Below are 24676 nucleotides of genomic sequence, written 5' to 3'. Positions count from 1 at the left end.
TATGGGGATCCGGCGTCGGGTCAGGCCGTGAGGTGCCAGGCGGGGTCGAAGTCGCGCTGGTTGGCGTCCTTCTCGGAGAGGACGACGGGCGCGATGGGCCATTCGATGGCGAACTCGGGGTCGTTCCAGCGCACGCCGCGTTCGTGGGCGGGCGAGTAGAACTCGTCGACGAAGTAGAACGCCTCGGTGTCGTCGGCCAGGGTGATGAAGCCGTGGCCGAAGCCCTTGGGGACGTACATCATCCGCCGGTTCTCGGCCGACAGCTCGGCGCCGTAGCTCTTGCCGAACGTCGGCGAGCCCTCGCGGAGGTCGAGGACGACGTCGAACAGCGAGCCCCGGATGCAGCGGACGACCTTGGTCTCGGCCGCGGGGGCGAGCTGGTAGTGCATCCCCCGCAGCGTCCCCTTCTGGGCGCTCAGCGAGTTGTTGATCTGGACGAAGCGGTCGACCAGGCCGGCCTTGGCGAACTCCTTCTCGCAGAAGGCCCGCGCGAAGAAGCCGCGGTCGTCGCCGCGCTTCTCCAGGTCGATCAGGAACGCGCCCGGGACGGGCGTCTCGGTGAAGATCATGGGAGTATTCCTCGGGTGGGGCCGCGGCTTCTCGATCAGCCCAGCCGGTCCATGCGGTGCTTGAGCGTGCGGAGCCGGACGAAGCGGTCGCCTTCGAAGTCCGCCTTGCCGAAGCCGTGCTCGACCATCTTGCGGTGGAGCTCCTCCATGCCGCTGGCCAGGTTGTACTGGAGCTTGAAGTCGGGCAGGAGCGAGTAGAGCAGGTCGAACTTGACGCGGTAGTTGCGGGGGTCGGCGCCGACCTCGCCGGTGTACGTCACCTTGGCGTCGGGGACGAGCCGCTGGACCTGGTCGCCGACGTCCTTGACCTGGTAGTTCTCGCTGTTGGCCCCGACGTTGATCGCCTTGTTATGGACGACCTCCTTGGGGGCCCGCGCCAGCGCGGCGAAGGCGTTGGCGATGTCGCGGCAGTGGATCAGAGGGCGCCAGGGGGAGCCGTCCGACTGGATGCGGATCTCGCCGTACGAGAGGGCCGAGCCCAGCAGGTTGTTGACCACGAGGTCGATCCGCAGGACCGGCGAGTGGCCGTAGGCGGTGGAGTTGCGGAGGTAGACCGGGGTGAACGAGTCGTCGGCGAGCTTGGAGACCTCGGTCTCGGTCTCGATCTTGGACTGGGCGTAGGCGGTCAGGGGGTTGAGCGGATCGCTTTCGTCGAGGTCGAGCTTCTCGCCCTGGCCGTAGACCGAGCAGCTGCCGGCGAACAGGTAGCGGGGGACGCCGGCCTCCTTGGCGATCCGGGCGAGGCGGATCGAGGCGTCGCGGTTGACGTCGAAGGTGAGCTGGGCGTTGAGCGCGCCCATGGGGTCGTTGGAGATGGCGGCCAGGTGCATCACGGCGTCGCAGCCGTCGAGGTCGACGTGCTCGACCTGGCGGACGTCCTTGACCAGATCGACGTCGGCCGGAACGATCGGCTCCCACTCGCAGCCCTCGAAGAGGCGGACGTCGCAGCCGACGACGGTGTGCCCCTCCTGCTTCAGGACGTCGACCAGGTGGGATCCGATGAAGCCCCTGTGTCCCGTGACGAAGACTTTCATGATGCTTTGACGGCTCTTTCGTGGGTGGGGTGCGGGGTCGGTGGGTCGAGAGGTACGGGCGGGGGGGGCGCTCAGACGGCCCAGGGGGCCTGGCCCGAGGCCCAGAGCTTGTTGAGCTGCTCCAGGTCGCGCTGGGTGTCCATGCAGGCCCAGAAGCCGCGGTGCCGGAACATGTCGAGCTTGCCGTCCTGGGCGAGCTTGATGAGCGGCTCGCGCTCGAGGACGCAGGACTCGTCGGCGCTCAGGTAGGGGAGGAAGTCGCGCTCGAAGAAGAAGTAGCCGCCGTTGATCCAGCTGTCGACGAACTCGGGCTTCTCGGCGAACTCCTCGACCTTGTCGCCTTCGAGCTTCAGCTCGCCGAAGCGGGACGGCGGGTTGACGCCCAGCACGGTCCCCAGGTTGCCCCCTTCGAGGTGGAAGGCGTACTCGTCGGCGAGGTTGGCGTCGGTCACGCCGTCGCCGTAGGTGACGGCGAAGCGGGGGGCGTCGCCCAGGTACTTGGCCGCGGCGCGGGCGACCCGGCCGCCGGTCATGGTCAGCTCGCCGGTGAACGCCAGCGTGACCTCCCAGTCCTGGTCGTGGTCGATCGAGTGGACCACCACGTTGTGGCTCTTCAGCTCGACCGTGAAGTCGCTGTTCATCGAGGCGTAGTTGAGGAAGTACGACTTCACGACCTCGGCCTTGTAGCCCAGGCAGAGGATGAACCGCCGGAAGCCGTAGTGGGCGTACGTCCGCATGATGTGCCAGACGATGGGCCGCGAGCCGACCGGGACCATGGGCTTGGGCCTCAGCTCGGTCTCCTCGCGAATCCGGGTCCCGAGGCCGCCGCAGAGCACGAAGACGGGCACGTCCGAGAGGCGATCTTTCACCGAATTCCCCCGCGCGATGGGACCTGGGGCCGGCCGGCCTTTTCCCCGAGGCGGCCCTTGTCAGGGCCGGGCCCGGAGGATTCAATGGATCTCTCTCCCCGGCCCCGGCCGTCGGCCGGCTTCACCTAACCTTCACTCGCCGCCCGGGATCGCACATCGGCGACCCGATCGGCGCGGCCGTGTAATACCATACAAGACGGGCGGCCGGTCCGACAATTCCCCTTTAGGCGCGTTCCATGAAACTGCTCGTCGTCGTGCTCTGCTACAAGGTCCCCGAGCTGGCGATCGACTGCCTGCGGTCGCTGGCCCCGGAGATCGCCCGGATCCCCGGCGCGCGGGCGGGGATCTGCGAGAACGGCACGGGGCCCGAGGCGGCCGAGCGACTGCGGCGCGCGATCGACGAGAACGGCTGGGACGCCTGGGCCGACCTCACCGTCGTCGAGGTCAACCGCGGCTTCTGCGGCGGCAACAACCTGGTGATCCGCCCGGCGCTGGCGTCCGACGACCCGCCCGAATACGTCCTGCTGCTCAACGCCGACACGATCGTCGTCGAGGGCGCCATGACCGCCCTGGTCGACTTCATGGACGCCCACCCCCGGGCCGGGATCGCCGGCAGCCAGCTCCTCTCGCCCGAGGGCGAGATCCAGGCCTCCCCGTTCCTCTTCACCGGCATCGGCTCCGAGCTGGATCGGGGCCTGCGGGTGGGGGCCCTGTCGAAGCTCCTCGCCGGCCGGCTGGAGGTCGACCACTCGAAGCCGGGCCCGGCCGACTGGCTCGCGGGCGCGAGCCTGATCCTGCGGTCCACGATGCTCGACCGGATCGGGCTCCTGGACGAGGGCCTCTACACCTACTTCGACGACATCGACATCTGCCTGCGGGCGCACCGGGCCGGCTGGGAGGTCTGGTACGTCCCGGCGAGCAAGATCGTCCACCTGGAAGGCGCCTCCACCGGCATCAAGGGGGGCTCGGCGACCAAGGCCAAGCGCCGGCCCGCCTACTGGTTCCAGGCCCGTCGGCGGTTCTTCCTGAAGAACCACGGCGCGGCCTACACGGCGCTCGCGGACGCGGCCTTCCTGGCCGGCTACGCCGCCTGGCGGCTCCGCCGACGGATCCAGGCCAAGCCCGACCTCGACCCCGAATGTTTCCTGGCCGACTCGTTCCGCCACAGCGTGTTCCGCACGGGCTTCGCGGTCCGCGAGGTGGAGAACCCCGCCATGGCCGCCCGCGCCATGGCGACGTCGCCGAACGCGTGAAGCCCGCGGCAGGCCCTCCCCGGAGGTTCGAAGATCCATGACGGCCCATCCCGCGAACGCGGCCCCCCCCGCCCCCGCCCCGGACGACGACCTCCCGCCCCTGAACCACGGCGACGGCAACCAGAACCCGCCGGGGATCGGCCTCCTCGCCCTGATCCGCGAGGACCTCCGGACCCACGACGGCGCCTGGTTCGAGCCCGGTTTCTGGGCCGTCGCCCTCCACCGCTTCGGCAACTGGCGGATGGGCGTGCGGCCGAAGCTCCTGCGGGCGCCGTTCAGCCTGCTCCACCGGTTCCTGTCGGCGTGGGCCGAGCTGCTGGGGGGCGTCCACCTGCCGTACACGGTGCGGCTGGGCCGTCGGGTGCGGATCTGGCACCACGGCGGGATCGTCCTGCACGCGCGGTCGATCGGCGACGACGTGCACATCCGCCACTGCACCACGTTCGGCGTCGCGACCCGCGACCGGCTGCGGGCGATCCCGATCATCGAGGACCGCGTCGACGTCGGCTGCGGGGTCTGCGTCCTGGGGGACGTCACGATCGGCCACGACAGCCTGATCGGGGCCAACGCCGTGGTCGTCGCCGACGTCCCCCCCTATTCGACGGCCGTGGGGATCCCGGCGCGGGTGATCAGGCGGGCCGTCCCGGAAGGCGGCGGCTCATGAGCCCGGGCCGCCGCCGGCCGCGACCGGGCCCCGGTACTCGATGACGCGGCTCCTCCGGCCGCTGAGCCGGCCCAGCCAGTAGCGCACGACGCCCTGGGCCTCGGCGAACTTGCCCACGACGGTGAAGGCGGCCGAGGCACGCGCGTCGGCCGGGCTCCGGCCGCGGCGGACGCGCTGATAACGATAAACCTTGACCGCGAGCAGCGCGAGCACCGCCGCGAAGGCCGCCAGGCTCAGGCCCCGCGTGGGCCAGGCCAGGGCCAGCGCGACGGCCGGAGCGACCAGTCCCCAGGCGACGATGCTGCGGGTCTCGCGGGCGAAATGGCCCTCGGGGGGGCGGCCGTGCAGGGCGGCGCCCTCGGCGAAGGCGTGGCCGGCGCGGGCCGCCCGCCGCCACCACTGGCCGAACCGGGTCATGGCCATGTCGTGGAGCGTCATCTCGGCGTCGACGCGATGCACCGTCCAGCCCGCGCCGCGGAGCCGGACGCAAAGCTCGGGCTCCTCGCCGGCGATCAGGGACGGGTCGTAGCCGCCGACTTCGCGCAGGGCCGCGACCCGCATCATGGCGTCGCCGCCGCAGGCCTTCGCCTCGCCGATCGGCGTGTCCCATTCCAGGTCGGCCAGGCGGTTGTAGACCGAATCGTCGGGCCGGCGCTCGCGGCGTCGGCCGCAGACGACGGCCGCCTTGGGACGCTCGTCCAGCTCGCGGCGGGCGCGGTCGATCCAGCCCGCGGCCAGCTCGCAGTCGCCGTCGACGAACTGCACGTACCGGGCCCCGGGCGCGATCGCGAGCAGCCGCTCCAGGCCCTCGTTGCGGGCCCGCGCGGCGGTGAACGGCGAGGCCAGGTCCAGGGCGACCACGTCCGCCCCCAGGCCCCTCGCCAGGTCGACGCTGCCGTCGCTCGACCCCGAGTCCACGTAGACGAGGACCAGGCCGAGGCCCCCCGCCGAGGCCAGGCAGCGGCGCAGGCGGTCGCCCTCGTTCCGACCGATCGCGACGAGGCCGAGGTCATCCATTCGCCAGATCCATCCTCTCGCCGGGGCGGCGCGGGACGCGGCCCCGGCCCGTGCGGGGCGTCTTCAGAGGGCCCCGTCGATCAGGGCTCGCCGGGCCGGATTCTAGCAGACCGGCCGCGCGGCGTTCAACGTCGCCGACGCCCCCCGCGCTGATCGGCCGGGCTCACGCGCGCCTCGCGGCGGCCGGGCCGTCTTTACTTCGGGGGCGCCGGGGCGTTATCCTGGCAAGGGTGCCGGGCCGCGAGGCCGCGCCCCAGGGCCATGCCGCCGCGACGAGGACTCCCTTGACGCCGGGAGCCGCCCGCCGATCAAATAAGCGTCTTCGACCAGGCTTCGCCGACCCCGCCCCCGCCAGGCCCCCTCGCCTCTTCCAGGGGCCCGCAACTCCCGGGACGCCGCCCCGGCGGCGCGAGATCCCCCCAGCCCAAATGGATGTCATCCCGTCATGACCGAGTCCGAAGCGACGCTCGCCGTCCCCAACCGAAGCCCGAGCCCGGGCGGCTTGACGGCCGACCCGATTCCGCCGGTCGAGGGCGAGCACGACATGGTCATCCACCCCACCCCCGGCTGGCGGGCCGTCAACTGGAAGGAGATGTACGATTACCGGGAACTGCTCGCCTTCCTCGTCTGGCGCGACGTCGCGGCCCGCTACAAGCAGACGATACTCGGCGGCGCCTGGGCCATCCTCCAGCCGCTGATCACCCTCGTGATCTTCACGTTCCTCTCGCGGATGATGAAGATCCCGATGCCGATGGACCTGCCCATCCCGGTCTGCGTCTTCGCGGCGCTGATCCCCTGGACGATGTTCTCGCAGGGCATGCCGGCGGCGGCCAACAGCCTGGTGAACCAGCTGAACATGGTCACCAAGGTCTACTTCCCCCGGCTCTTCCTGCCGTTCACGGCGGCGGCCGTCTTCCTGGTCGACGGCCTGCTGTCGCTGCTCGTGTACGGCCTGCTGCTGCTGTACTACGGGATCGCCCCCGCTTGGACGGCGGTCTTCATCCCGGTCTTCTTCCTGCTGATCCTGATCGCCTCGCTGAGCATGGGGGTCATGCTGGCGGGGCTGACGCTCTTCTACCGCGACTTCAAGCACATCATCCCGTTCCTCACGCAGGTCATGTTGTACATGACCCCGATCTTCTACACGATCGACCCGACGGTCCCGCCCAGGTACCGGTGGTTCCTCTCGCTCAACCCGATGTTCGGCATCACCGACGCCTTCCGCGCGTCGATCCTGGGCCTCCCGGTGCAGTGGGGCTGCCTGCTGATCTCGTCCGGGGTGGCGATCGGCCTGTTCCTCTTCGCGATCCACTATTTCCGCCGCAACGAGCGGCTCTTCGCCGACTTCGTCTGAGCCCGGGCGATCCTCGACCGGCCGGCCGCGTCCCCTCGACCCCAGTCCATCCCGGCGACCCTCCGACCATGAACCGACCGATCATCAGAGTCGACAAGCTCAGCAAGCGTTACATCCTTCGCGGCGGCGAGGACGGCCTGGTCCGCTTCTCGCTCCGCGAGGCGGTGAACGACGCGGCCTCCTCGATGCGGCGGATGTTGCTCGGCAAGTCCGGGGGGCCGACGCGGCGGACCTCGGAGTTCTGGGCCCTGAAGGACGCCGAGTTCGAGGTCGAGCGGGGCCGGGTGGTCGGCCTGATCGGCCGCAACGGCGCCGGCAAGTCGACCATCCTCAAGATCATGAGCCGGATCGTCGACCCGACGTCGGGCTCGATCCACCTCCGGGGCCGCGTGGCCTCGCTCCTGGAGGTCGGCACCGGCTTCCACCTGGACCTCTCCGGCCGCGAGAACATCTACCTCAACGGCGCGATCCTGGGGATGAGGCGGGCCGAGATCGCCCGCAAGTTCGACGAGATCGTGGCCTTCGCCGAGGTCGACCGCTTCCTCGACACGCCGGTGAAGCGGTACTCCTCGGGCATGTTCGTCCGCCTGGCCTTCGCCGTGGCGGCCCACCTCGAGCCCGAGATCCTGATCGTCGACGAGGTGCTCGCCGTCGGCGACTACGCCTTCCAGAAGAAATGCCTCGGCAAGATGCGCGAGGTCGCCACCGGCGAGGGCCGCACCGTCCTGTTCGTGAGCCACAACATGGGCGCCCTGGGCCAGCTCTGCGACGACGGCGTCTGGCTGGAGAAAGGCCGGGTCTCCCTGATCGGGCCCGTCGACGAGGTGATCCGGGCCTACATGAAGAGCGACTCCGACCGGGGCGCGTCGGGGGCCCAGTTCGCGGAGGACCTCTCCAAGCCCAGCCAGTTCGTCGAGGTCGAGGTGCTCCACGAGGACGGCAGCCGGGCCAGCGACTTCACCTGCGACGAGCCGATCCGCATCCGCATGGTCTATCAGGTGCGGAAGCCGGTCATGGAGACCTACATCTCCTTCTACGTGCAGAACATGGAAGGGACCCGGGTCCTGCATTCCGACGTCCGCGACCTCACGCCCGAGCACACCGAGGCCCTCGGGATCGGGACGCACACGTTCGAGGTGGTCATCCCCGCCCGCCTGCTGGCCGCCACCGGCTACGTCCTGACCGTCGGCAGCGCCGCCATGTTCACCGGCGTCCTCGACCACCATTACGACTGCTGCGAGTTCACCCTCCGCGACCTGAACAGCCGGGACCAGTCGCGGCCCGGCGTGCTGGGCGTCCAGCTCCCCTGGTGCCGCGAGTCGACCCTCGCGACGGCCGACGCCGGACACGCCTGAGGAACTGGCCTCGCCAGGACGCGGCGGGCCGCTAGAATGTCCGGCCGATGCGCCCGCTCCCCCGGCGGTCGGCCGTGGCGGGGCGAGGCGAGGCAAGGAGGCCCGCGATGTTCGACAACCGCGTCCTGGTGGTGGGCGACGTCATGCTCGACCGCCACGTCCACGGCCACGTCCGGCGGATCTCGCCCGAGGCCCCGGTCCCGGTCGTCGGCCTGCTCGGCGAGGTCCGCACGCCCGGCGGCGCGGGCAACGTCGCGGCCGGCCTCGCCGGCCTGGGCTGCGACGTGACCCTGACCGGCCTCGTCGGCGCCGACGCCGAGGGCGCGCAGCTCCGCGAGGCGCTCGCCGTCAAGGGCGTCGCCCGCCTGGAGCTGGTCGAACGCCCCGAGCTGACCACCGTCAGCAAGACCCGCATCCTCTCCGAGGCCCATCAGCAGCTCCTGCGGCTGGACCGCGACGGCGACCGCGCGCGGTTCGCCGCCTGCGAGGACGCCGTCCTGGAACGCGTCCTGCCGCTGATCGCCGACCAGACGGCCGTGGTCCTCGCCGACTACGAGAAGGGCGTCATCACCCCCAAGGTCGCCCGCGCGATCATCGCCGCCTGTCGGAGCCGGGGCGTCCCCTGCGTCGTCGACCCCAAGAAGGTCGACTTCGGCCCCTACGCCGGCGCCACCGTCGTCACCCCGAACCAGCCGGAAGCCGAGCGGACCGTCGGCCGCCCCCTGGTCGACGACGACGAGGCCGGGCGCGCGGCCGAGGAGCTGCGGGCGGCCCTCGGGACCGACGCCATGCTCATCACCCGGGGCCCCCACGGCATGACCCTGGCCCTCCCCGGCGCGATCCACCACATCGCCTCGCGGACCCGCGACGTCTCGGACGTCACCGGGGCCGGCGACACCGTGGTCGCCGTGCTGGCCGCCTGCCTGGGCGACCGCTGGCCGATCGCCGACGCCTGCCGGATCGCCAACACGGCCGCCGGCATCGCCGTCGGCCGCCCGGGGACCTACGTCGTCCAGGCCGGCGAGCTTCAGGCCGCCTGGGGCGGGCTCTCGCCCAAGATCCTCCGCGGCGAGGACGCCGCCCCCCTGCTCGCCGAGGCCCGCCGCCGGGGCCGGCGGATCGTCTTCACCAACGGCTGCTTCGACATCCTCCACGCCGGCCACCTCTCCTGCCTGGAGGGCGCCAAGCGGCTCGGCGACCTGCTGGTCGTCGGCCTCAACTCCGACTCGTCGATCCGCGGCCTCAAGGGCCCGGCCCGGCCCGTCATCCGCCAGGACGACCGCGCCAGCCTGCTGGCCGGGCTCGCCTGCGTCGACGTCGTCGTCCTCTTCGACGACCCCACGCCCGTCGCCCTCATCCGGATGTTCGAGCCCGACGTCCTGGTCAAGGGGGGCGACTATACGATCGACCAGATCGCCGGGGCCGACCTCGTCCTGGAACGGGGCGGCCGCGTCGTCGCCCTGCCCCTCGTCCCCGGGCTCAGCACGACCGCGATCCTCGATCGCAAGGCTGGCTGACCCTGCCTCTCCCGCGGGCAATCCCCCCACGCCGCCTGCCCCCGAAACGGGCGCCCGGATCGACGTTTTCCCGTCGATCCTCTCATTCTGCGCTTTCCCGCCGCGAATTCTCCGGCGCAAAAAGGCTTGGATGCTGTATTGCTGGCTTTTTATAACGAAAAACGGGAACCCGCTTTTCCATTTTGCGTTGTCACGCCCCCCCTCGTCATTCGTAGAATAGATCGCCGGGCCTGCATCCAAGCGCGAACGGCCATATCTTTCTTTAGATGGCCAAAGGATGCAGCTGGTCGCCTCATCGACACGACTGGACTCAATCGACTCGTGGCGTGGGATTTGCTCTGCACAAGCGAGTTCTCGATCAAGCCTCCAAGGTGAGATGCGATTTACCCTCCTCCGCATCTTTCCCAGACGAACGAGTCCTCGACTGCAGGGCCGTCCCCCGGTTCCGGCCGTCCTCGGATGGCCATCCCGGGCTTGATTCCTGACGAACGGCGGGCTACGACGCTCGCGTGATGGATATTTGCAACCCGAATTCATCATTGATTCCGACAATCTACGCAATGCCGCACAATGGTTGACGCTCCCGACTTTGGTTGTTACACTACCTCCGATTCGCCTGGACGCCCGTTACAGCTGGTCCTCATGATGGTCGAACTCGAACACCCCCCCGCCGCTCTGTTCCTCGGTGACGACCGCGACCTAGGATTGCCAACAGGGTGCGTCACCAACAACGGAGAGCCAGCAACGATGAACGCTCTGTCGTCTTCATCGCCATCGTCTCCCCCCACGGAGCTCTACGAAACGACGATGATTCCCCAACAGGACGAACTCCAACTGCCCGCCCTCCTCTCCCTGCAATCCAACTGGCCTTCCTACGCGGAGGCCGCCCGGTCGCACGCCAAGCGGGCGATCGATTTCAGCGGGGCCTTGGTCGGACTGCTGCTGCTCGCCCCGGTCATGCTGGCCGTGGCCCTCCTGATCCGGTTCGACTCGCCCGGCCCGATCTTCTTCCGCCAGCTGCGGCGGGGCCACCGCGGTCGGCTCTTCTGGGTGATCAAGTTCCGCACCATGCAGGCGGACGCCGAGCAGAAGCTCGACGAGCTGGAAGGCCGGAACGAGTCCGCCGGCGGGGTCCTGTTCAAGATCAAGAACGACCCCCGGGTCACCCCCCTGGGTCGGTTCCTGCGGAAGTCGAGCCTGGACGAACTGCCCCAGTTGATCAACATCCTCCGGGGTGAGATGAGCGTCGTCGGGCCGCGTCCGCTCCAGCTCCGCGACAGCGAGATGCTGCAGTCCCTGGACCGCGAGGGCTACCGCCGTCGCCTGCAGGTGATGCCCGGCCTCACCGGCCCCTGGCAAGTCGGCGGCCGCAGCGCCGTCGACTACTCCCGGATGGTGGAACTCGACGTCGAATACGCCAACAACTGGTCGATCTTCGGCGACCTCGTGATCATCGTCCGCACGTTCATCGCGGTGATCGTCGGCCGCGGCGCCTGCTGAGCCGGGCCGCGGGCTCTCCCCGCCGGCCCTTCAAACCGATCCCCGATCTGGATCAACGGCTTCCGAGCCTCGAAACTCGGAAGCCGATTCGTTTTCGAACGACCGCCCGTCCCGACGGGCCGGGCCGGGCCGGCGCTCAGGACGACCCGGGGAGCAGCTTGAGGATCTTCTGCCACCGCGACTCGCGCTCCTCCTGGAGCGTGCTGATCCGCTGGTTGAGCCAGAGCATCACGTCGCCGTCGCCGCCGGGGCCGGCGGGCTTCTCGGGGCGGGGTCGGGCCGGGGTCCGCCTCGGGTCCCGCGAGGGCTCCTTGCCGACCTGCGCGGCGGCCGCGGGCCTCGCCCCGTCGGGCCGGGGAGTCGCGGGCTCGGGCTTCGGGACGGGGTCGCCCGCGGCCTCGACGACGGGGGCCGCGGGCGGGGCGGTCATGGACGCGACCGCGGGGGGCGTCATCGGGGCGGGGTCGAGAGGCGGCGGGGCGTAGGACGGCGTCGCCGTCTCTGACAGGGGCCCCGGAGTCGAGGCGGGGGCGGGAACTGCGGCGACCGCCGAGGCCTCCGCGCGTTCGCGGGTGTAGGCCGCCAGCTCGGCCTTGAGGTCCTGGAACTCCCGGGTCACGTCGCGGAGCTGATCCAGCTCCTGGCGGATCAGGTCCATCTGCTCGCGCTGGAGCGAGCCGAACATCTCGACGAGCATCCCCATCGCGTTCTGGAACTGGTCCATCATCTGCTGCTGCATCATGCCGAACTGGTTCATGAGCGGGACCAGCACGGAGACGGAATCGCCGAGGTTCCCGCCCTCGGGGTCGACGGGGATGACGGTCACCGCCTGGATGGCGCGGCCGCGTCCGGCCCCTTCGTCGTCCTCGTCCTCACGGGTCACGGCGAGCTCCGTGCCGCCCGGCGACGGCGACCGGACGAGCGAGAGGGCCCGGGACCCCGCGCCCGCGCGGTCGGCCCGCCCCGCGGCGTCGTATCCCCCTCGCGACGCCGGGCCCTCGAGCGCGGCGCGGCTCTGGATGCGGATCCGATATCGGCCGATGGCCAGGACGTCGCCGTCGGCCAGGAGGGCGTAGCGGACGGCCGCGTTGTTGACCTCGACGCCGCCCCCCAGCAGGTCGACGACCCACAGCCCGGCCTGGGTCCGCACGAGGCTGCAATGGAAGAGCGAGACGCTGGGGTCGGCCAGCCGGAACTTGCAGCCGGCGGCGGACCCGACCAGCGAGACGACCCGGTTCATGGGCCAGACCGCGGCCCGCGACGGGCCGTTGAGGAATTCGAGGCCGACTTCCGGCCAGGGCGTGGTCCCGTACGACCGGGCGACCAGGGGGATGACGTCGGGGATGCGGTCGTCGCCGCCCGCGACCTGGGCCCCGGGAGGCCGCCGCAGTTCGTAGGGGCCGATCCGCAGGTTCTCCTCGCGCGTCAGCCAGCCGTATTTCCGGGGCCGACCGCCCCCCAGGGTCCCCAGGCGGCTCTCCAGGTCGATCCAGAAGGCGTGGCCCTCGACGACCTGGAGGTAGACGTGGCGGCGGCTCACCAGGCGGTGTTCGAGCGGGACGTCGGCGCGGGGGTCGCGGCCGATCAGGGCGAACGGCTGGTGCAGCAGGCGGACGCCGACGTCGGGCTCGCCGGCGGCTTCCACGACGAGCTCCAGGGGCTCGACCAGGCGACATGCGTCCAAGAACGATTTCATGTATCCGGGTGGTCCTGACGCGTCGCGCCGGCGGGCGCGGGGTCGTGGGGGCGGGCCGTCGGGGCGGGCGGACTCGGCGGCGGTTCCGGCCATGCAAGGCGTCCGGCCGACCTCGGTTCCAGTCTACCCGCCCGGGCCGCCGTCGACAAAGGCGCGATCGCGGCGGGCCCGCGGGGGGCCGCCGCCGGTTTGAGTTCCGGTGTCCGAGGCGTTAGTCTACCGGGGAGTCGACGTCGGGGGCCGGCCCCGCGTCGCGTCGGCCGTCCCCCTCCCGGGACGGGGCGTCCGGGCTTACAGCAAAGGATCTCCAGGGCATGACTCGCAAAGGCATCATCCTCGCGGGAGGGGCCGGGTCCCGACTCTATCCGATCACGCGGGCGGTCAGCAAACAGCTCCTGCCGATCTACGACAAGCCGATGATCTACTACCCCCTGTCGACGCTGATGCTGGCGGGGATCCGCGAGATCCTGCTCATCTCCACGCCCGACGACATCGGCGGCTTCCGCCGCGTCCTGGGCGATGGCTCGCAGGTGGGCCTGTCGATCGAGTACGCCGTGCAGCCCGAGCCCGGCGGGCTGGCGCAGGCCTTCCTGATCGGCCGCGAGTTCATCGGCGACGGCGACGCGGCCCTGATCCTGGGGGACAACATCTTCCACGGCCAGGGCTTCCAGGGGATGCTCGACCGGGCCGGCGGCTTCGGCTCCGGGGCCACGGTCTTCGCCTACCCGGTGAAGGACCCCGAGCGGTACGGCGTCGTGGAGTTCGACGCTCACGGCAAGGCCCTTTCGATCGAGGAGAAGCCGGCCCGGCCGAAGTCGCACTTCGCGGTCACCGGCCTGTACTTCTACGACAACCGGGTCGTCGAGATCGCCGCGGGGCTGAAGCCGTCGCCGCGGGGCGAGCTGGAGATCACGGACGTCAACCGGATCTACCTGGAGCGGGGCGAGCTGCGGGTCGAGCTGTTCAGCCGGGGCTTCGCCTGGCTCGACACCGGCACGATCGAGTCGCTGATGCAGGCGGCCAGCTACGTCGAGACGATCGAGGCGCGGCAGGGCTTCAAGATCGCCTGCATCGAGGAGGTGGCCTACCGCCAGGGCTTCGTCACGGCCGACCAGGTGGTGCGGATCGCCGACAAGCTCCCCAACGACTACGGCCGCTACCTGCGGGAATTGATCGACGACGAGCCGACGCCCGCCGGCCGCGAGTGACCGGGGCGGCCGCCGGGGGCGAGGTCGCCCCCGGCGGCCCGGCGGCTCATTTCAGGGCCTTCTCGACCTGGGCGAGGGCGTCCCGCTCGAGGGGGTGGACGTCGGCGTCGCCCAGGCCCTTCTCGCGGGCGATGACCATGTTCCGCCGGGCCGCCTCGAGGTCGCCGGCCGCCAGGTAGGCGCGCGCCAGGTGGAAGTGGCGCGAGGCCGAGGGGTCGATGGCGACGGCGTTCTCCAGGTCCTCGACGGCGCGGCGGGCCTCGCCGTTGGTCAGGTAGACGACGGCCCGGGTGTCGAGGAACTCGGGGATCGGCCCCCGCAGGGCGATCGCCTTGTTGATCATCTCGAGGGGGCCCGCCCCCTTCTCGCCCTGCAGGGTCAGCAGCCAGGCGAGGTTGTTCAGCGGGATGACCTCGCCGCCGCTCTGGCCCACGGCCCGGCGGTAGAGCTCGACGGCCTCGCTGTAGCGCTGCTCGCGGTCGCGGATGGTGCCCAGGGCGATGATCAGCAGGGGCGAGTTGGGCTTCTGCTCGAGGCTGCGCTCGATCCAGCCGCTGACGCGGGCGATCTGGACGGCGTCCTTGTACTCGTGCGACGAGAGCAGGACGCTGATCACCGTGGGGGCGACCGGCTCGGGGTTCGGGCTCGCCTTCCAGAGCGGCTCGCAGACGTCGAGCGCCTCCTTGACGCGGCCGCGACGCCCCAGGAAGGCCGCGTATTCGAGCTGGTCCGGGAGCCGCGCCGAGGAGACGGCGTTGCGCTTGAAGACCCCCTCGGCCATGTCGAGCAGGCCCAGGTTCTCGGCCAGCGCGCCGATGGCGCGGGCGAGCGCGGGGGCGAGCTGGGGCCGGTCGGCGATCTCCTTGATGCGCCTCGTCGCCTCGTCGATCTTGCCGTTCGCCTTGTCGAGGCGGGCCTGCAGGGCCAGGACGTTGAAGGCGTCGGGCTGGAGCTTCCGCAGGCGGTCGACGAGCGTCTGGGCCTCGTCGGCGTCCTCTCGGTTATCGTCGCCCTGGACGTGGGCGATCAGGTCCGAGGCGTAGTAGGCCAGGCGGCCGACCCGCTGGTTGAGCTCCTGCGACGTGGACGGGTTCCGGCTCTCCGTCACGATCTCGCCGAACAGCTTGTGGGCCCGGTCCCAGCGGCCCTCGGCCCGGTAGATCCGCGCCAGCAGGAAGCGGTCCTCGTCGTTCGCCTGGCGCTGGGCCTCGAGCTTCTCGAGGATGGCGACGGCCTTGATGCGGTAGGGGATGATCTTCTGGGCGGCGTAGACCCGCGACAGGACGCGGAGGTCCTCGGCCTCCTCGGGGAGCTTGACGTCGGCCTGGCCCGGCGGGGCGTACAGGTTGCGGGCCTTGAGCGCCTGCTGGTAGTCGCCCGTCAGCTCGGAGCGGGCGACGTAGGTCAGGGCGAGGGTGCGCTTGGCCCAGGCGACGTCGGCGGGGTTCACGGCCTTCGCCGGGTCGGCCGCGGCCTTCAGGATGGCCGTCAGCTCCTTCTCGACCTCGTCGACCTGGCTGGTGCGGAGCAGGTGCTCGACGTAGGTGCGCTTGATCGCGAAATCCCCGGGCTTGGCGGCCTGGGCCTTGGCGTACCAGCCCTTCGCCGCCGCCAGCCACTTGACCTTCTGGGCCTCGCGGGCCGTCGCCTGGCAGCCCTGGACGAGCAGGTCGGAGCACGCCGCCATGGTCGGCGGGACGCGGTCGGGGGCGACCGCGCGCTCGACCTGGGCCGCGGCCTGCTCGGCCTTGTCGATCTGGCCGCCGGCGACCAGGTACTGGACCAGCGAGATCCGCCGGCTGGGGTCGGCCGGGGCGGCGGCCACGGCCTGGCGGAGCTCGGACTCCGCCTCGTCGGCCTTCTTCTGCGTGAGCAGGAGCTGGACGAGCAGGAGCCGCTCGGGGAAGTCGTCGGGGCGGGCGGCGACCCGCTGCCGCACGATCTTCTCGGCGTTCGCGTATTCCTTCTTGGCGATGACGTTGTCGAGGATGGACCGCTCGAAATCGACGGAGGATCGCGAGTCGTTGTTCAGCACGGGGACCTTCGCCCAGAGCGGGGCGATCTCGGCGGTCCGGTCCGCCTCCATGAGGAGCTCGGTGGCGCGCCTCACGACGGCGATGTTGGTCTGGCCCATCTCGATGATCTGGGCGTAGAGGTCGGCCAGCCGGCCCACCCGCCGTCGCCGGTCCTCGCCCTTGGCCTCGGCGAGCTCCTGCTCCTCGAGCTCGGCGGTCGTCAGGGGGACGACGTACCAGTCCGGGCGTCGGCTGCGCAGCTCGGCCAGGAGCGTGCGGGTCTCGGCGTGGAGCCGCAGCTTCTCGGCGGCGTCCTTGGAGACCCTGGCGCGCCAGAGGAGGAGCTTGATCTCGCCGTGGCGGCCCACCGGCCCCTCGGCCCCCTCGACGCGGCGGACCTCGGCCAGGGCCTTCTCGATGTCGGCGCGGGCGCGGGCGGCCTCTTCGGGGGTCAGGTCGGCCTTGGTCTGCAGGGCGAGCGACAGCGCGTTGCTGCGGGGGCGGAGGTCGTTGGGCGCGATCTCGGCGTACCGGGCCCAGATCGCCGACGCCTGGGCCGTGTCGCCCAGTCGCAGCAGCTCGTCGCCGACCGTCTCCAGCAGGGCGATCCGCTGCTGGATCGGAAGGCCCTCGACCCCCCGGGTCAGCGCGACCAGGGAGGCCGCGACGTCCGGGCCGCCCCGGGCCGTCAGGTATTTCACGCGGGCCAGGCGCAGCTCCAGGGAGTCGACCTTCAGCACGTCTCGCGCCTCGTCGAGGAGCGCGAAGGCGGCGGGCCAGTCGCGCTTGGCCGCCTTGATGTCGGCCGAGGCGATCCAGAGCGTGAAGGCCGCCGGGTCGCGGGGGGCCTTGGCCCGGGCGGCGGCCAGCAGCGCGGCCGCGTCGTCCGACAGGCCCCGGGCCGTCAGCATCTGGGCGCGCAGGTAGGGGGCCTGCGAGGACGTCGGGTCGTCCTTCGCGATCTGGTCGATCAGCGCCTCGACCCCCTTCCAGTCGCGTTTGGCGGGGTCGGGCTGCTGCTTGTAGCGGTCGATCAGGAGGCTCGCCAGCTGGGGCCGGGCCGTGCCGACCTTGACCGCCATCTCGCGGTACTCGTCGAGCGCCTTGTCGGCCTGGCCCTGCCCGGCGATCTCGGCGATCCAGGCGACCCGGGCCTGGACGTTGTCGGGGTCGTCGCGGACCGCGCTGGCGAGGGCCGTCCGGCGGCGGTCGTCGTCGCCCAGGTTGCCGTAGCATTGCGCCAGCAGGTAGCTGACCTTGGATCGGAACGGCAGGTTGAAGGAGAGGTCCTGCGGAGCGAGCCGCTCGAGCAGGATCCGCTTGGCCGACGCCCAGTCCCGCGCGTTCACGTAGGCGCAGGCCGCGAAGTAGTCCGGGTACAGGCCGATGCCGATGCGGGCGAGCTCCTGAGACTGGTCTCGGAGCTCGGCCGTCGCGCCCTGGCGTGCCAGCACCTCGGCCAGGGTCACCCGCAGCTCGGCGTCGTCGGGGAGCGCCTCGAGCCCCTGGCGGATGATCTTGAGGCCGGCGCCCACGTCGCCCGCGCGGAACTCCTGGAAGGCGGCCTGGCGATAGAGCAGGCCCGACTTGGGGGCGGCGGCGAGCCCCTGCTTGACGATCCGCGCGGCCTCCGCCGCGTCCGGGGGCGTCCGCTCGAGCGCCAGCTGCGAGAGCTCGATATAGGGCCCGGGCTCCTGGGGCGCCAGCCGCGAGGCCTCCTGGAAGTCGGCGGCGACGGCCGCGAGGTCCTTGCCATACTTCTTGCGGTATCGGCCCCGCTCCAGGTGCACGCGGTAGTCGCCGGGCTCCTCCTTGACCATCTCGTCGATGACGCGATCGGCCTCTTCGGGCTGGTTCAGCGCCTCGCCGCGATACAGCGCCGCCATCTGCTGGCGGGCGTCGATCCGGCTGCGAGCGTGATGGGTGACGGCGGCCTGGAACGACGCCAGCGCGGCCTTGGGGTCGCCGTCCTTCACCTGGACGCGGCCCATCAGGTAGGCGAGGTCGCCGTCGTCGGGGGTCTTCCGCAGCAGCAGCGTCAGGTTCGACCGCGCGGCGTTCCAGTCGTCCTTGTTGTTGCCGCCGTACTCCACGATCTTCTCGGTGAAGAGACGGCGGACGTCGTCGCGCCCGGGGCTGCGGCTGAGGATCTCGCGGTAGATCTGCACCACCTGGCCGATCCGGGCCGGCGTCTTCGACCGCTCCAGCAGCACCCGCGCGTAGCTGAGCTGGGACTCCTGATCCTGGGGGAAGACCAGGACGTGCTGCAGGTACAGCTCCTCCGCCTTCGCCAGGTCGCCGGCCTTCTCGGCCTGGACCGCCCGGGCGAGGTTGCTCCGCCCCATCCGGGAGACCTGATAGCGCTGGAGCAGGAAGACGGAAACGACGCCCAAGACGAGGACCACGGCCGCGAAGGCCAGTCGCCTCAATGTCTTCGGTCCCATGAAGCAGCCTCTCAAGTGGTGCGTGGCGCGGGGTGCGACGGTCTGCGGGCGGAAGCGGACGGGCGACGTGGCGAAGGCGGCCCGAACGCCGCAGAGGCCGCCGTCACCAGTCTATCAAGGCGTCCGGTCGTCCGACAACGACGCGCGGACCCTCAAGTTCCACCTTAGTCCATACGTCGTCCCATTCAAAATAAGACGGACCAATTCGACAATCTTACATGCAATCGGGGAACCGAGGCCGACGACGTCGATCGAGGGTCTGCACCCACGATTAACCGGACATGGTTCGGGGTCGTCGCCGGATCGCCGACGGCGTCGTCTCATCCCCCCGAGTCCGCCCGACCCTCCGGGACGGTAGCGATTAACCGGACATACTTCGTCGCACGGCGGCGGTCGCGGCCGGCGGCGGGTCCAGGCGTCCACGACGATTAACCGAGCATGGTCGACCGGGTGGCCGCCCTCGGCCGCCCCGGCGCCCCCCACGAGACCCGGCGTGCGGCCGGCCGACCCCCGTCTCCGCCGCGCGGCCCGGCCCTACGCGCGCCCCAATCCGCAGTGTCCAGGGGGACATGCCGATTCATGGCGCATACTTCGGAGACGGGGCCGGTCGCGACCATCCGAACACTACCGATATCCGGACCCTAGTGGACTCGCGCCCATACCGATAGACCGAGCATGGAAGGGGGCCGTTTTAGCGATTACCCAGACATACTCGCCACGATGCACCGGACATACTTGGGGCGTGCACTCACGATGCACCGGACATACCCCTACCGATTAACCGGACATAGTTAGCCTCTGTAAGTTATTGATTGACAAGGTCTTGCAGCGCAGAGAATTTGTTTCTAGACTCTTGTAGAGACTAAAAGACAACACCACGGCGAAGCCGGCTTGATGTTGTGCTTCTCGATTTTCGACCAGGAAGACGGGGACCGGGACGGATCTCGATGCCAGAGCCTCTGGGGCCGAACGCCGGGAGCATCGGGATGAAAGAGCTGGAACTCTCGTTCGAGGACGCGGACGCCGCGGAGCCCCCGGCCGAGGAGGCGACGACGTCGGGCGACGCCGGCTGGAAGGACGAGCTGAACCTCGCCGAATTCCCGATCGCGGCCCTGACCGACCGGGTCCCCGACGGCCAGACGACCCTGGTCTTCGAGGATCGCCTGGAGCTGCGCGACAGCCCGCCGATCATCCGCCGGCTGACGATCATGGGGACGCACAAGCACGGCCTGCCGACCTCGCTCGACGACGAGGTCCTCGTCGGCCTGATCCAGGTCACCAAGCGTCGCAGCAACTTCACCGACGCCCGGGTGCCGTTCTCGCGGTACGAGCTGATCGAGCTGCTGGGCTGGCCCCAGAGCGGCCAGAGCTACCGCCGCATCGAGGAGGCGCTGCACCGCTGGGTCGGCGTCGTCCTGATGTACGAGAACGCCTGGTGGGACAACACGGCCAAGAGCTGGGTCGACGAGCAGTTCCACGTCCTGGACAACGTCACCCTCTACGACCGCGAGCGCTGGCGGAAGTCCTCGGCGCGGGCGAAGGTCGGCAAGGGGGGCGCGCGGGCGGAGAAGCCCCCCCTGCCCCTGTCGAGCTTCAAGTGGAACGAGGTCATGTTCCAGAGCTTCCAGAGCGGCAACCTCAAGCAGCTCGACCTGGAGCTGTACCTGAAGCTCCGGCTGCCGACGACCAAGCGGATGTACCGGTTCCTGGACAAGCGGTTCTACCGCCGCACCCGGCTCGACTTCGACCTGAGGACGCTCGCCTGCGAGCACATCGGCCTGAGCCGGTCCTACGCCCCGACCGAGCTGAAGCGGCGGCTCAAGCCGGCCCTCGAAGAGCTGGAGCAGCTCGGCTTTTTGGAGGTCCTCACGCCCGAGGAACGCTACTCGTACGTCAAGCGCGGGACCTGGCGGATCATCCTGATCCGGGGCCGTCGCGGCGGCCTGCCCGGGGCCGACGAGGAACTCGACCGCGAGCCGTCCGAGCTGGTCGACGCGCTGCGCAGCCGGGGGGTCACGGCCAAGGCCGCGCAGGAGCTGGTGGCCCAGCACCCGCCCGAGCGGATCCTCACCAAGATCGAGGTCTTCGACTGGCTGATCCGCAACGAGGACAAGCGGGTGGGCAAGAACGCCGCCGGCTACCTCGTGGCGTCGATCCGCTCCGACTACCAGGAGCCCAACGACTTCCGCTCGGCCGCCGCCACCGGGGCCGCCCGCCAGGCCGCCGAGGCCAGGCGCGAGGACGACGAGCGCAAGGCCGCCGCCACCCGCGCCGAGGCCGAGGCCGGCGTCCGCCACCAGGAGAACCTCAAGGCCGCTTGGGACCGGCTGCCGGCCGACCAGCGCGACGCGATCCTGGCGACCGTGAAGGCCGAGAACCCCGGCCTGAGCCGCTGGAAGAAGATGCTCGAGCCCCTCTGCCTGGCGGCGCTGGAGGCCCGCCTCCGCGACGGCAAGCTCGGGTCGAGCCAGTCCCTGCTCTTCCCCGCCGAGCCCGACCTCGCCTCCTAGGCCGCGCGACGCGGACGCCCGGCGGTCAATCCGGGCCGTCGGGAGGCCTGACGGACCGCGGGTCCCAGGCCAAGACGGTCGCGTCCCGGGTCCCGGAGAACAGCCGCCCGTCGGGGCCGACGGCCAGGGCGGTCGCACGTTCGCGCGGGCCCCGGATCTCCCCGAGCACCCGCCACGTCGCCGCGTCTCGGAGCTGGATCGCGCCGTCGGCGGTCGTGGTCGCGGCCGTCTTCCCGTCCGGGGCATACGCCGTCTCGTCGTCGTCGAACCAGCGGCCCGGCTCGCCGGGAAGCTCCCGGCCGCTCGCGACCTCCCAGAGCTTCACGGCCTGGCGCATTTCGAGGCCCCCCGCCGGCATCTGGTAAGCCACCGCCAGGACCTTGCCGTCGGGCGACGGGCGGGAACGCCAGACCCGCGCCCCCGGCTCCCCCGCCGCGGGGAACGACCGCACGACCCGACCCGTCGCCACGTCCCAGATGCGCACGCCCGCGTCCCGGCGATACCGATCGGCCGTCACCAGCGCCTTGCCGTCGGCGGTGAAGAACAGGTCCTGGGCTTCGCCTTCGAAGCCGCCGAATCGATCGACGAGCGTGCCGGCGGCCACGTCCAGCATCCGCAGCCGACTGCCGGCGCGCGCGCCGTTCGTCCGGCCGGCGTCGTGGAATACGACCGTCTCGTCGGTCATCGGCCACACCAGGAATCGCCCGTCCGGGCTGAGGGCGAAGCCGCGCCGCCAGCTCATCACCAGCCGATGCTGACGCTCTCCGGTCCGGGCGTCCCAGACGTGCCCGTCGCCCTCCTCCCCTCGCGAGACCACCCGCAGGCCGTCGGCCGTCACCGCGATCTGGGCGACCGGGCCGTCGCCGCCCTCCGGGACGAGCGACCGGCCCGTGGCGACGTCCCAGCGCCCGATCGCGCCGGCGACCGCCCCCGCGAGCGTCGTCCCGTCCGGTGCGAAGCGCAGGCCGATCGCCCCGCGATCGATCGCCAGCCGCTCCTCGCCGGTGGCGGCGTCGAACAGCCGGGTGGACGACCCGCCCGACGCGGCGAGCGTCTTGCCGTCCGGGGAGAAGGCCAGCGAACGGACGCTGGACGCGCCGGGGAACGGGACGTCCGGCCGCTCCTCGCCGGTGGCCGCCGCGATGCGTTTCACGAAGCCGTTCCTCGCCTCGACGCCGAAGGCGACGGTCGCGCCGTCGGGCGAGTACGCGACGCAGCGGACGGTCCCCTGACCCTTAGGCAGCGGGAGCGGGGCGAGTTCCCGGCCCGTGGCCACCTCCCATCGGCGGATGAACGGGTCGCCCTTCTCGTAATCGAACCCGCCCGCGACGAGGTGCCCGCCGTCCGGGGAGAGGGCCGCCGCGAACACCGCGCCGGGGGCCGGGAACGTGCGGACCACCTCGCGCCTGGCGAGGTCGATCAGGTGGAGCGCCTTGCCGTCGTCCGCCTTGACCACCACGTGGTTCCCGTCCGGGGCGAAGACAAGCAGGTCGCGGGAGGATCCGGAGAGGGCGGCGGGGTACGGGATGCGGGCCGACTCCTTGCCGTCGGCCATGTCATAGAAAGAGACCGATGGGCCGATCGCGACCGCGGCGGTCGTGGCCGCGAGCGTCTTCCCGTCGGGCGAGAACGCGACCGCTTCGACGTCGGTCACGCTCCGGTCGAAGGCCGATCGCACCCGACCCGTCGTCAGGTCGTAGGCGCGGACCGTGCCGTGGGCGAGAGTCCCGCTGGCGGCCACCGCCGTCTTGCCGTCGGGCGACGCCGCGAAGCTCGCGATCGTCGTCGTGTGGCGGAACCGAGGCGAGCCGAATCGCAGCGTCGCGCCGGCGGGGAGCGGGTCGTCGGGGGCGGGCGCCGCGACGGGGGCGGGTTGCACGGGGGTTGCTCCTCCAGTCCCGTCCGGCCGCCGGGCTGGGGGCGGGCCGATCGCAGGGAACGCGGCGTCGCCCGCAGCCGAGCGATGGACGAGGACGGTCGCCCCGGCGACGAACCCCAGGATCGAGGCCGCGGCGACGACCGCCCTGAGCTTGCTCACCAGCATGGCCCTCAGCACCCCCGCCGCGAGGGCGGCGACGCTCGGCGAGGCCGGACCCGCCGCCGACCGGGCCGCGAACGAGGTCGCGAGGCCCGCCGCCGCGGCGTCATCCGCGAGCGACGCGGCCAGGGTCCCCGCCGACAGGGCGACGCCCCGCCGGGCGAGCCGCCCTGCCAGGATCGCCCTGGCCCTCGACAGCCGTCCCGAGACCGTGCCGACGGGCCAGCCGAGGAGGCGCGCCGCCTCGTGATGGGCCTTGCCCTCCAGGTCGCAGAGGATGATCGGCATCCGGTACTTCTCGGGCAGGCGGCTCAGCTCGCGGTCCAGCACGGGCCCCAGCTCGTCCCGACCCTCGTCCGTCCTGGACTCGCGCTCGGGCATCACCGCCACCTGGCGTTCCCGGGCCCGCCGCCGACAGGCCGTCGCCTCGGCCCTCCGGGCGGTCTTGTACGCCACGGCGTAGAGCCAGCCGGCGACCCGCTCCCGATGGGCGATCGCGGCGGCCTTGCGGGCCAGGACGAGGAAGGTCGCCTGGAAGGCGTCCTCGGCGTCGTGGGCGTCGCGGAGGGTGCGGCGGCAGACGCCCCAGACCATCGGGCCGTGCCGCCCGACGAGCGCCTCGAACGCCGCCTCCTCACGATGGCAGGCGAACCGCTCCAGGAGACGCCCGTCCGAAAGCTCCCCCAGCGTCCCCGCGCCGAGGAGCATGAGGAGGTCGCGGCTGCCAGCCTTCATCGTCCCGGACTCCTTCGTCGTCGCCCGCCCCACCGACGTCATCGCCCTCTCAGTCTTCACTACGTCCTCGAAGTCCGCTCATACGAATTCCCGCGGAACCGCGAAAACGCGCACAGGCCCGAGGCGGTCGAGACGCGCCTGCCGGCCGACCGCAGGGCCGATCATGGATCGGAGGTCGTTCGCTCCCCCCTGCCCCGCCGGGTGATCCGGCGGCGGGCCCGTCGAGAATGCGGGCCGGAGATGGGGGTGCCGTGGGACGAGGAAGGGGGATGTCGAAGTTGCAACGAAAGGGAGGGTTGCGGCGGATGATCCCGCCGGGGGGCTCGGCGACGACGCGGGCGGCGATGGGGGAGCCGCCGTCGCGGAGCGACCCCCCTGCCCTTCCGGGGCGCAGAGCGGGCCTCAGGCGGCGTCGCCTTCCAGCTCGCGGTCGGCGACCGCCTCGACGCTCCGCCCCGATCGGCGGTCGCGCGAGTCGTACAGGACCATCGACGCGACGAGCGGGCGCAGCAGGTCGTTGACGACCTCCGAGCGGTCCTTGCCCATGTGGATCGCGTACAGCCAGAGCTTCTTGTCGACGTCTTCCTCGATGGCGAACATCCGCTGGACCCGCCGGGGCTTCACCGGCTTCGCCCGGCTGGCGCGCGCCCGCGCCGTCGAGGACGCCGGGGCGGGACGGCCCACCGGCTCCAGATCGCCCGCAGGGTCGGCGTCCATCGGCTCGGCCGCGGCCGACGCCGACGTCGGGGGTTCGGCCCCCGCGGCGGGGCCGCCGATCCGGCGTTCGAACTCGGCCTCGGTCATGCTGGGGCGGGTCAGCCCGGTCCGGTTCTCCGGTCCGGGGATGCCGCCGCGTCGCGTCGGGCTGCTCATGCTCCACCTCCCTCCCCCGTCGGGT

16 protein-coding genes are annotated in these 24676 nt (G+C 71.3%); 8 read left to right on the top strand and 8 right to left on the bottom strand.

Translation table 11 applies throughout. The features are described from left to right. Positions 1-20: 20 nt before the first annotated feature. The 3 genes from rfbC to PZE19_RS30535 form a co-directional block, all read right to left on the bottom strand. Entirely contained in the window at positions 21-569 is a 549-nt protein-coding gene (gene rfbC / locus PZE19_RS30545) for a dTDP-4-dehydrorhamnose 3,5-epimerase (protein WP_277864454.1), read from the bottom strand. A gap of 35 nt (positions 570-604) precedes the next feature. Beyond that, positions 605-1603 (bottom strand): NAD-dependent epimerase/dehydratase family protein, encoded by a 999-nt coding sequence (locus PZE19_RS30540; protein ID WP_277864453.1) that lies wholly within the window; start codon positions 1601-1603, stop codon positions 605-607. Between the two features lie 71 nt (positions 1604-1674). Further along, positions 1675-2472, bottom strand: a complete 798-nt coding sequence (locus PZE19_RS30535) for a glucose-1-phosphate cytidylyltransferase (RefSeq protein WP_277864452.1) — start codon at positions 2470-2472, stop codon at positions 1675-1677. Positions 2473-2708: 236 nt separating this feature from the next. On the opposite strand from PZE19_RS30535, the gene PZE19_RS30530 reads away from it, so the two are divergent. Together PZE19_RS30530 and PZE19_RS30525 are read left to right on the top strand one after the other, a co-directional pair. After that, the gene (locus PZE19_RS30530; protein WP_277864451.1) at positions 2709-3725 is read left to right on the top strand and encodes a glycosyltransferase; all 1017 of its coding nucleotides are present in this window, start codon (positions 2709-2711) and stop codon (positions 3723-3725) included. A gap of 37 nt (positions 3726-3762) precedes the next feature. Beyond that, a complete protein-coding gene (locus PZE19_RS30525) occupies positions 3763-4389 on the top strand; it encodes a serine O-acetyltransferase (protein ID WP_277864450.1) in 627 nt (208 codons plus the stop codon). On the opposite strand, the gene PZE19_RS30520 is transcribed toward PZE19_RS30525, so the two are convergent. Then, a complete protein-coding gene (locus PZE19_RS30520; RefSeq protein WP_277864449.1) occupies positions 4384-5406 on the bottom strand; it encodes a glycosyltransferase in 1023 nt (340 codons plus the stop codon). The two genes, PZE19_RS30525 and PZE19_RS30520, sit on opposite strands and share 6 nt — an antisense overlap. A 445-nt stretch (positions 5407-5851) precedes the next feature. Between PZE19_RS30520 and PZE19_RS30515 the strand changes: the two genes are divergently transcribed. The 4 genes from PZE19_RS30515 (at position 5852) to PZE19_RS30500 (ending at position 11132) form a co-directional block, all read left to right on the top strand. After that, positions 5852-6760: an ABC transporter permease gene (locus PZE19_RS30515; RefSeq protein WP_277864448.1), complete on the top strand. Its 909-nt coding sequence runs from the start codon at positions 5852-5854 to the stop codon at positions 6758-6760. Positions 6761-6828: 68 nt separating this feature from the next. Continuing rightward, positions 6829-8115 carry an ABC transporter ATP-binding protein gene (locus PZE19_RS30510; protein WP_277864447.1) on the top strand — a complete coding sequence of 429 codons (1287 nt, stop codon included), beginning with the start codon at positions 6829-6831 and terminating at the stop codon, positions 8113-8115. A 107-nt stretch (positions 8116-8222) separates the two neighbouring features. After that, entirely contained in the window at positions 8223-9632 is a 1410-nt protein-coding gene (gene rfaE2 / locus PZE19_RS30505) for a D-glycero-beta-D-manno-heptose 1-phosphate adenylyltransferase (RefSeq protein ID WP_277864446.1), read from the top strand. Between the two features lie 807 nt (positions 9633-10439). Further along, positions 10440-11132, top strand: coding sequence for a sugar transferase (locus PZE19_RS30500; protein WP_277864445.1), 693 nt, complete (start codon positions 10440-10442; stop codon positions 11130-11132). A gap of 136 nt (positions 11133-11268) precedes the next feature. Here the strand turns inward: PZE19_RS30500 and PZE19_RS30495 are convergent, their stop codons facing one another. Further along, complete coding sequence (locus PZE19_RS30495) at positions 11269-12828, bottom strand: FHA domain-containing protein (RefSeq protein ID WP_277864444.1); 1560 nt, start codon at positions 12826-12828, stop codon at positions 11269-11271. 314 nt (positions 12829-13142) lie between these two features. On the opposite strand from PZE19_RS30495, the gene rfbA reads away from it, so the two are divergent. Further along, on the top strand, positions 13143-14036 hold the full coding sequence (gene rfbA / locus PZE19_RS30490) for a glucose-1-phosphate thymidylyltransferase RfbA (protein ID WP_277864443.1): 894 nt from the start codon (positions 13143-13145) through the stop codon (positions 14034-14036). 46 nt (positions 14037-14082) lie between these two features. Here the strand turns inward: rfbA and PZE19_RS30485 are convergent, their stop codons facing one another. After that, the gene (locus PZE19_RS30485) at positions 14083-18495 is read right to left on the bottom strand and encodes a tetratricopeptide repeat protein (RefSeq protein WP_277864442.1); all 4413 of its coding nucleotides are present in this window, start codon (positions 18493-18495) and stop codon (positions 14083-14085) included. Between the two features lie 986 nt (positions 18496-19481). Between PZE19_RS30485 and PZE19_RS30480 the strand changes: the two genes are divergently transcribed. Beyond that, on the top strand, positions 19482-21005 hold the full coding sequence (locus PZE19_RS30480) for a replication initiator protein A (RefSeq protein ID WP_277864441.1): 1524 nt from the start codon (positions 19482-19484) through the stop codon (positions 21003-21005). Positions 21006-21030: 25 nt separating this feature from the next. On the opposite strand, the gene PZE19_RS30475 is transcribed toward PZE19_RS30480, so the two are convergent. Both PZE19_RS30475 and PZE19_RS30470 read right to left on the bottom strand, forming a co-directional pair. Continuing rightward, complete coding sequence (locus PZE19_RS30475; protein ID WP_277864440.1) at positions 21031-23778, bottom strand: sigma-70 family RNA polymerase sigma factor; 2748 nt, start codon at positions 23776-23778, stop codon at positions 21031-21033. 402 nt (positions 23779-24180) lie between these two features. Beyond that, the gene (locus tag PZE19_RS30470; RefSeq protein WP_277864439.1) at positions 24181-24651 is read right to left on the bottom strand and encodes a hypothetical protein; all 471 of its coding nucleotides are present in this window, start codon (positions 24649-24651) and stop codon (positions 24181-24183) included. Between the last annotated feature and the right edge of the window lie 25 nt (positions 24652-24676).

This window comes from Paludisphaera mucosa (assembly GCF_029589435.1).
Lineage (GTDB): Bacteria > Planctomycetota > Planctomycetia > Isosphaerales > Isosphaeraceae > Paludisphaera > Paludisphaera mucosa.
This window is presented reverse-complemented; position numbering and strand designations above follow the sequence as displayed.

Coding starts and splice junctions, on each gene's coding strand:
- rfbC (WP_277864454.1), bottom strand. CDS start 569: ATGATCTTCACCGAGACGCCCGTCCCGGGCGCGTTCCTGATCGACCTG.
- PZE19_RS30495 (WP_277864444.1), bottom strand. CDS start 12,828: ATGAAATCGTTCTTGGACGCATGTCGCCTGGTCGAGCCCCTGGAGCTC.
- PZE19_RS30500 (WP_277864445.1), top strand. CDS start 10,440: ATGATTCCCCAACAGGACGAACTCCAACTGCCCGCCCTCCTCTCCCTG.
- PZE19_RS30530 (WP_277864451.1), top strand. CDS start 2,709: ATGAAACTGCTCGTCGTCGTGCTCTGCTACAAGGTCCCCGAGCTGGCG.
- PZE19_RS30525 (WP_277864450.1), top strand. CDS start 3,763: ATGACGGCCCATCCCGCGAACGCGGCCCCCCCCGCCCCCGCCCCGGAC.
- PZE19_RS30510 (WP_277864447.1), top strand. CDS start 6,829: ATGAACCGACCGATCATCAGAGTCGACAAGCTCAGCAAGCGTTACATC.
- PZE19_RS30470 (WP_277864439.1), bottom strand. CDS start 24,651: ATGAGCAGCCCGACGCGACGCGGCGGCATCCCCGGACCGGAGAACCGG.
- PZE19_RS30480 (WP_277864441.1), top strand. CDS start 19,482: ATGAAAGAGCTGGAACTCTCGTTCGAGGACGCGGACGCCGCGGAGCCC.
- rfbA (WP_277864443.1), top strand. CDS start 13,143: ATGACTCGCAAAGGCATCATCCTCGCGGGAGGGGCCGGGTCCCGACTC.
- PZE19_RS30540 (WP_277864453.1), bottom strand. CDS start 1,603: ATGAAAGTCTTCGTCACGGGACACAGGGGCTTCATCGGATCCCACCTG.
- PZE19_RS30475 (WP_277864440.1), bottom strand. CDS start 23,778: ATGAAGGCTGGCAGCCGCGACCTCCTCATGCTCCTCGGCGCGGGGACG.
- PZE19_RS30520 (WP_277864449.1), bottom strand. CDS start 5,406: ATGGATGACCTCGGCCTCGTCGCGATCGGTCGGAACGAGGGCGACCGC.
- rfaE2 (WP_277864446.1), top strand. CDS start 8,223: ATGTTCGACAACCGCGTCCTGGTGGTGGGCGACGTCATGCTCGACCGC.
- PZE19_RS30485 (WP_277864442.1), bottom strand. CDS start 18,495: ATGGGACCGAAGACATTGAGGCGACTGGCCTTCGCGGCCGTGGTCCTC.
- PZE19_RS30515 (WP_277864448.1), top strand. CDS start 5,852: ATGACCGAGTCCGAAGCGACGCTCGCCGTCCCCAACCGAAGCCCGAGC.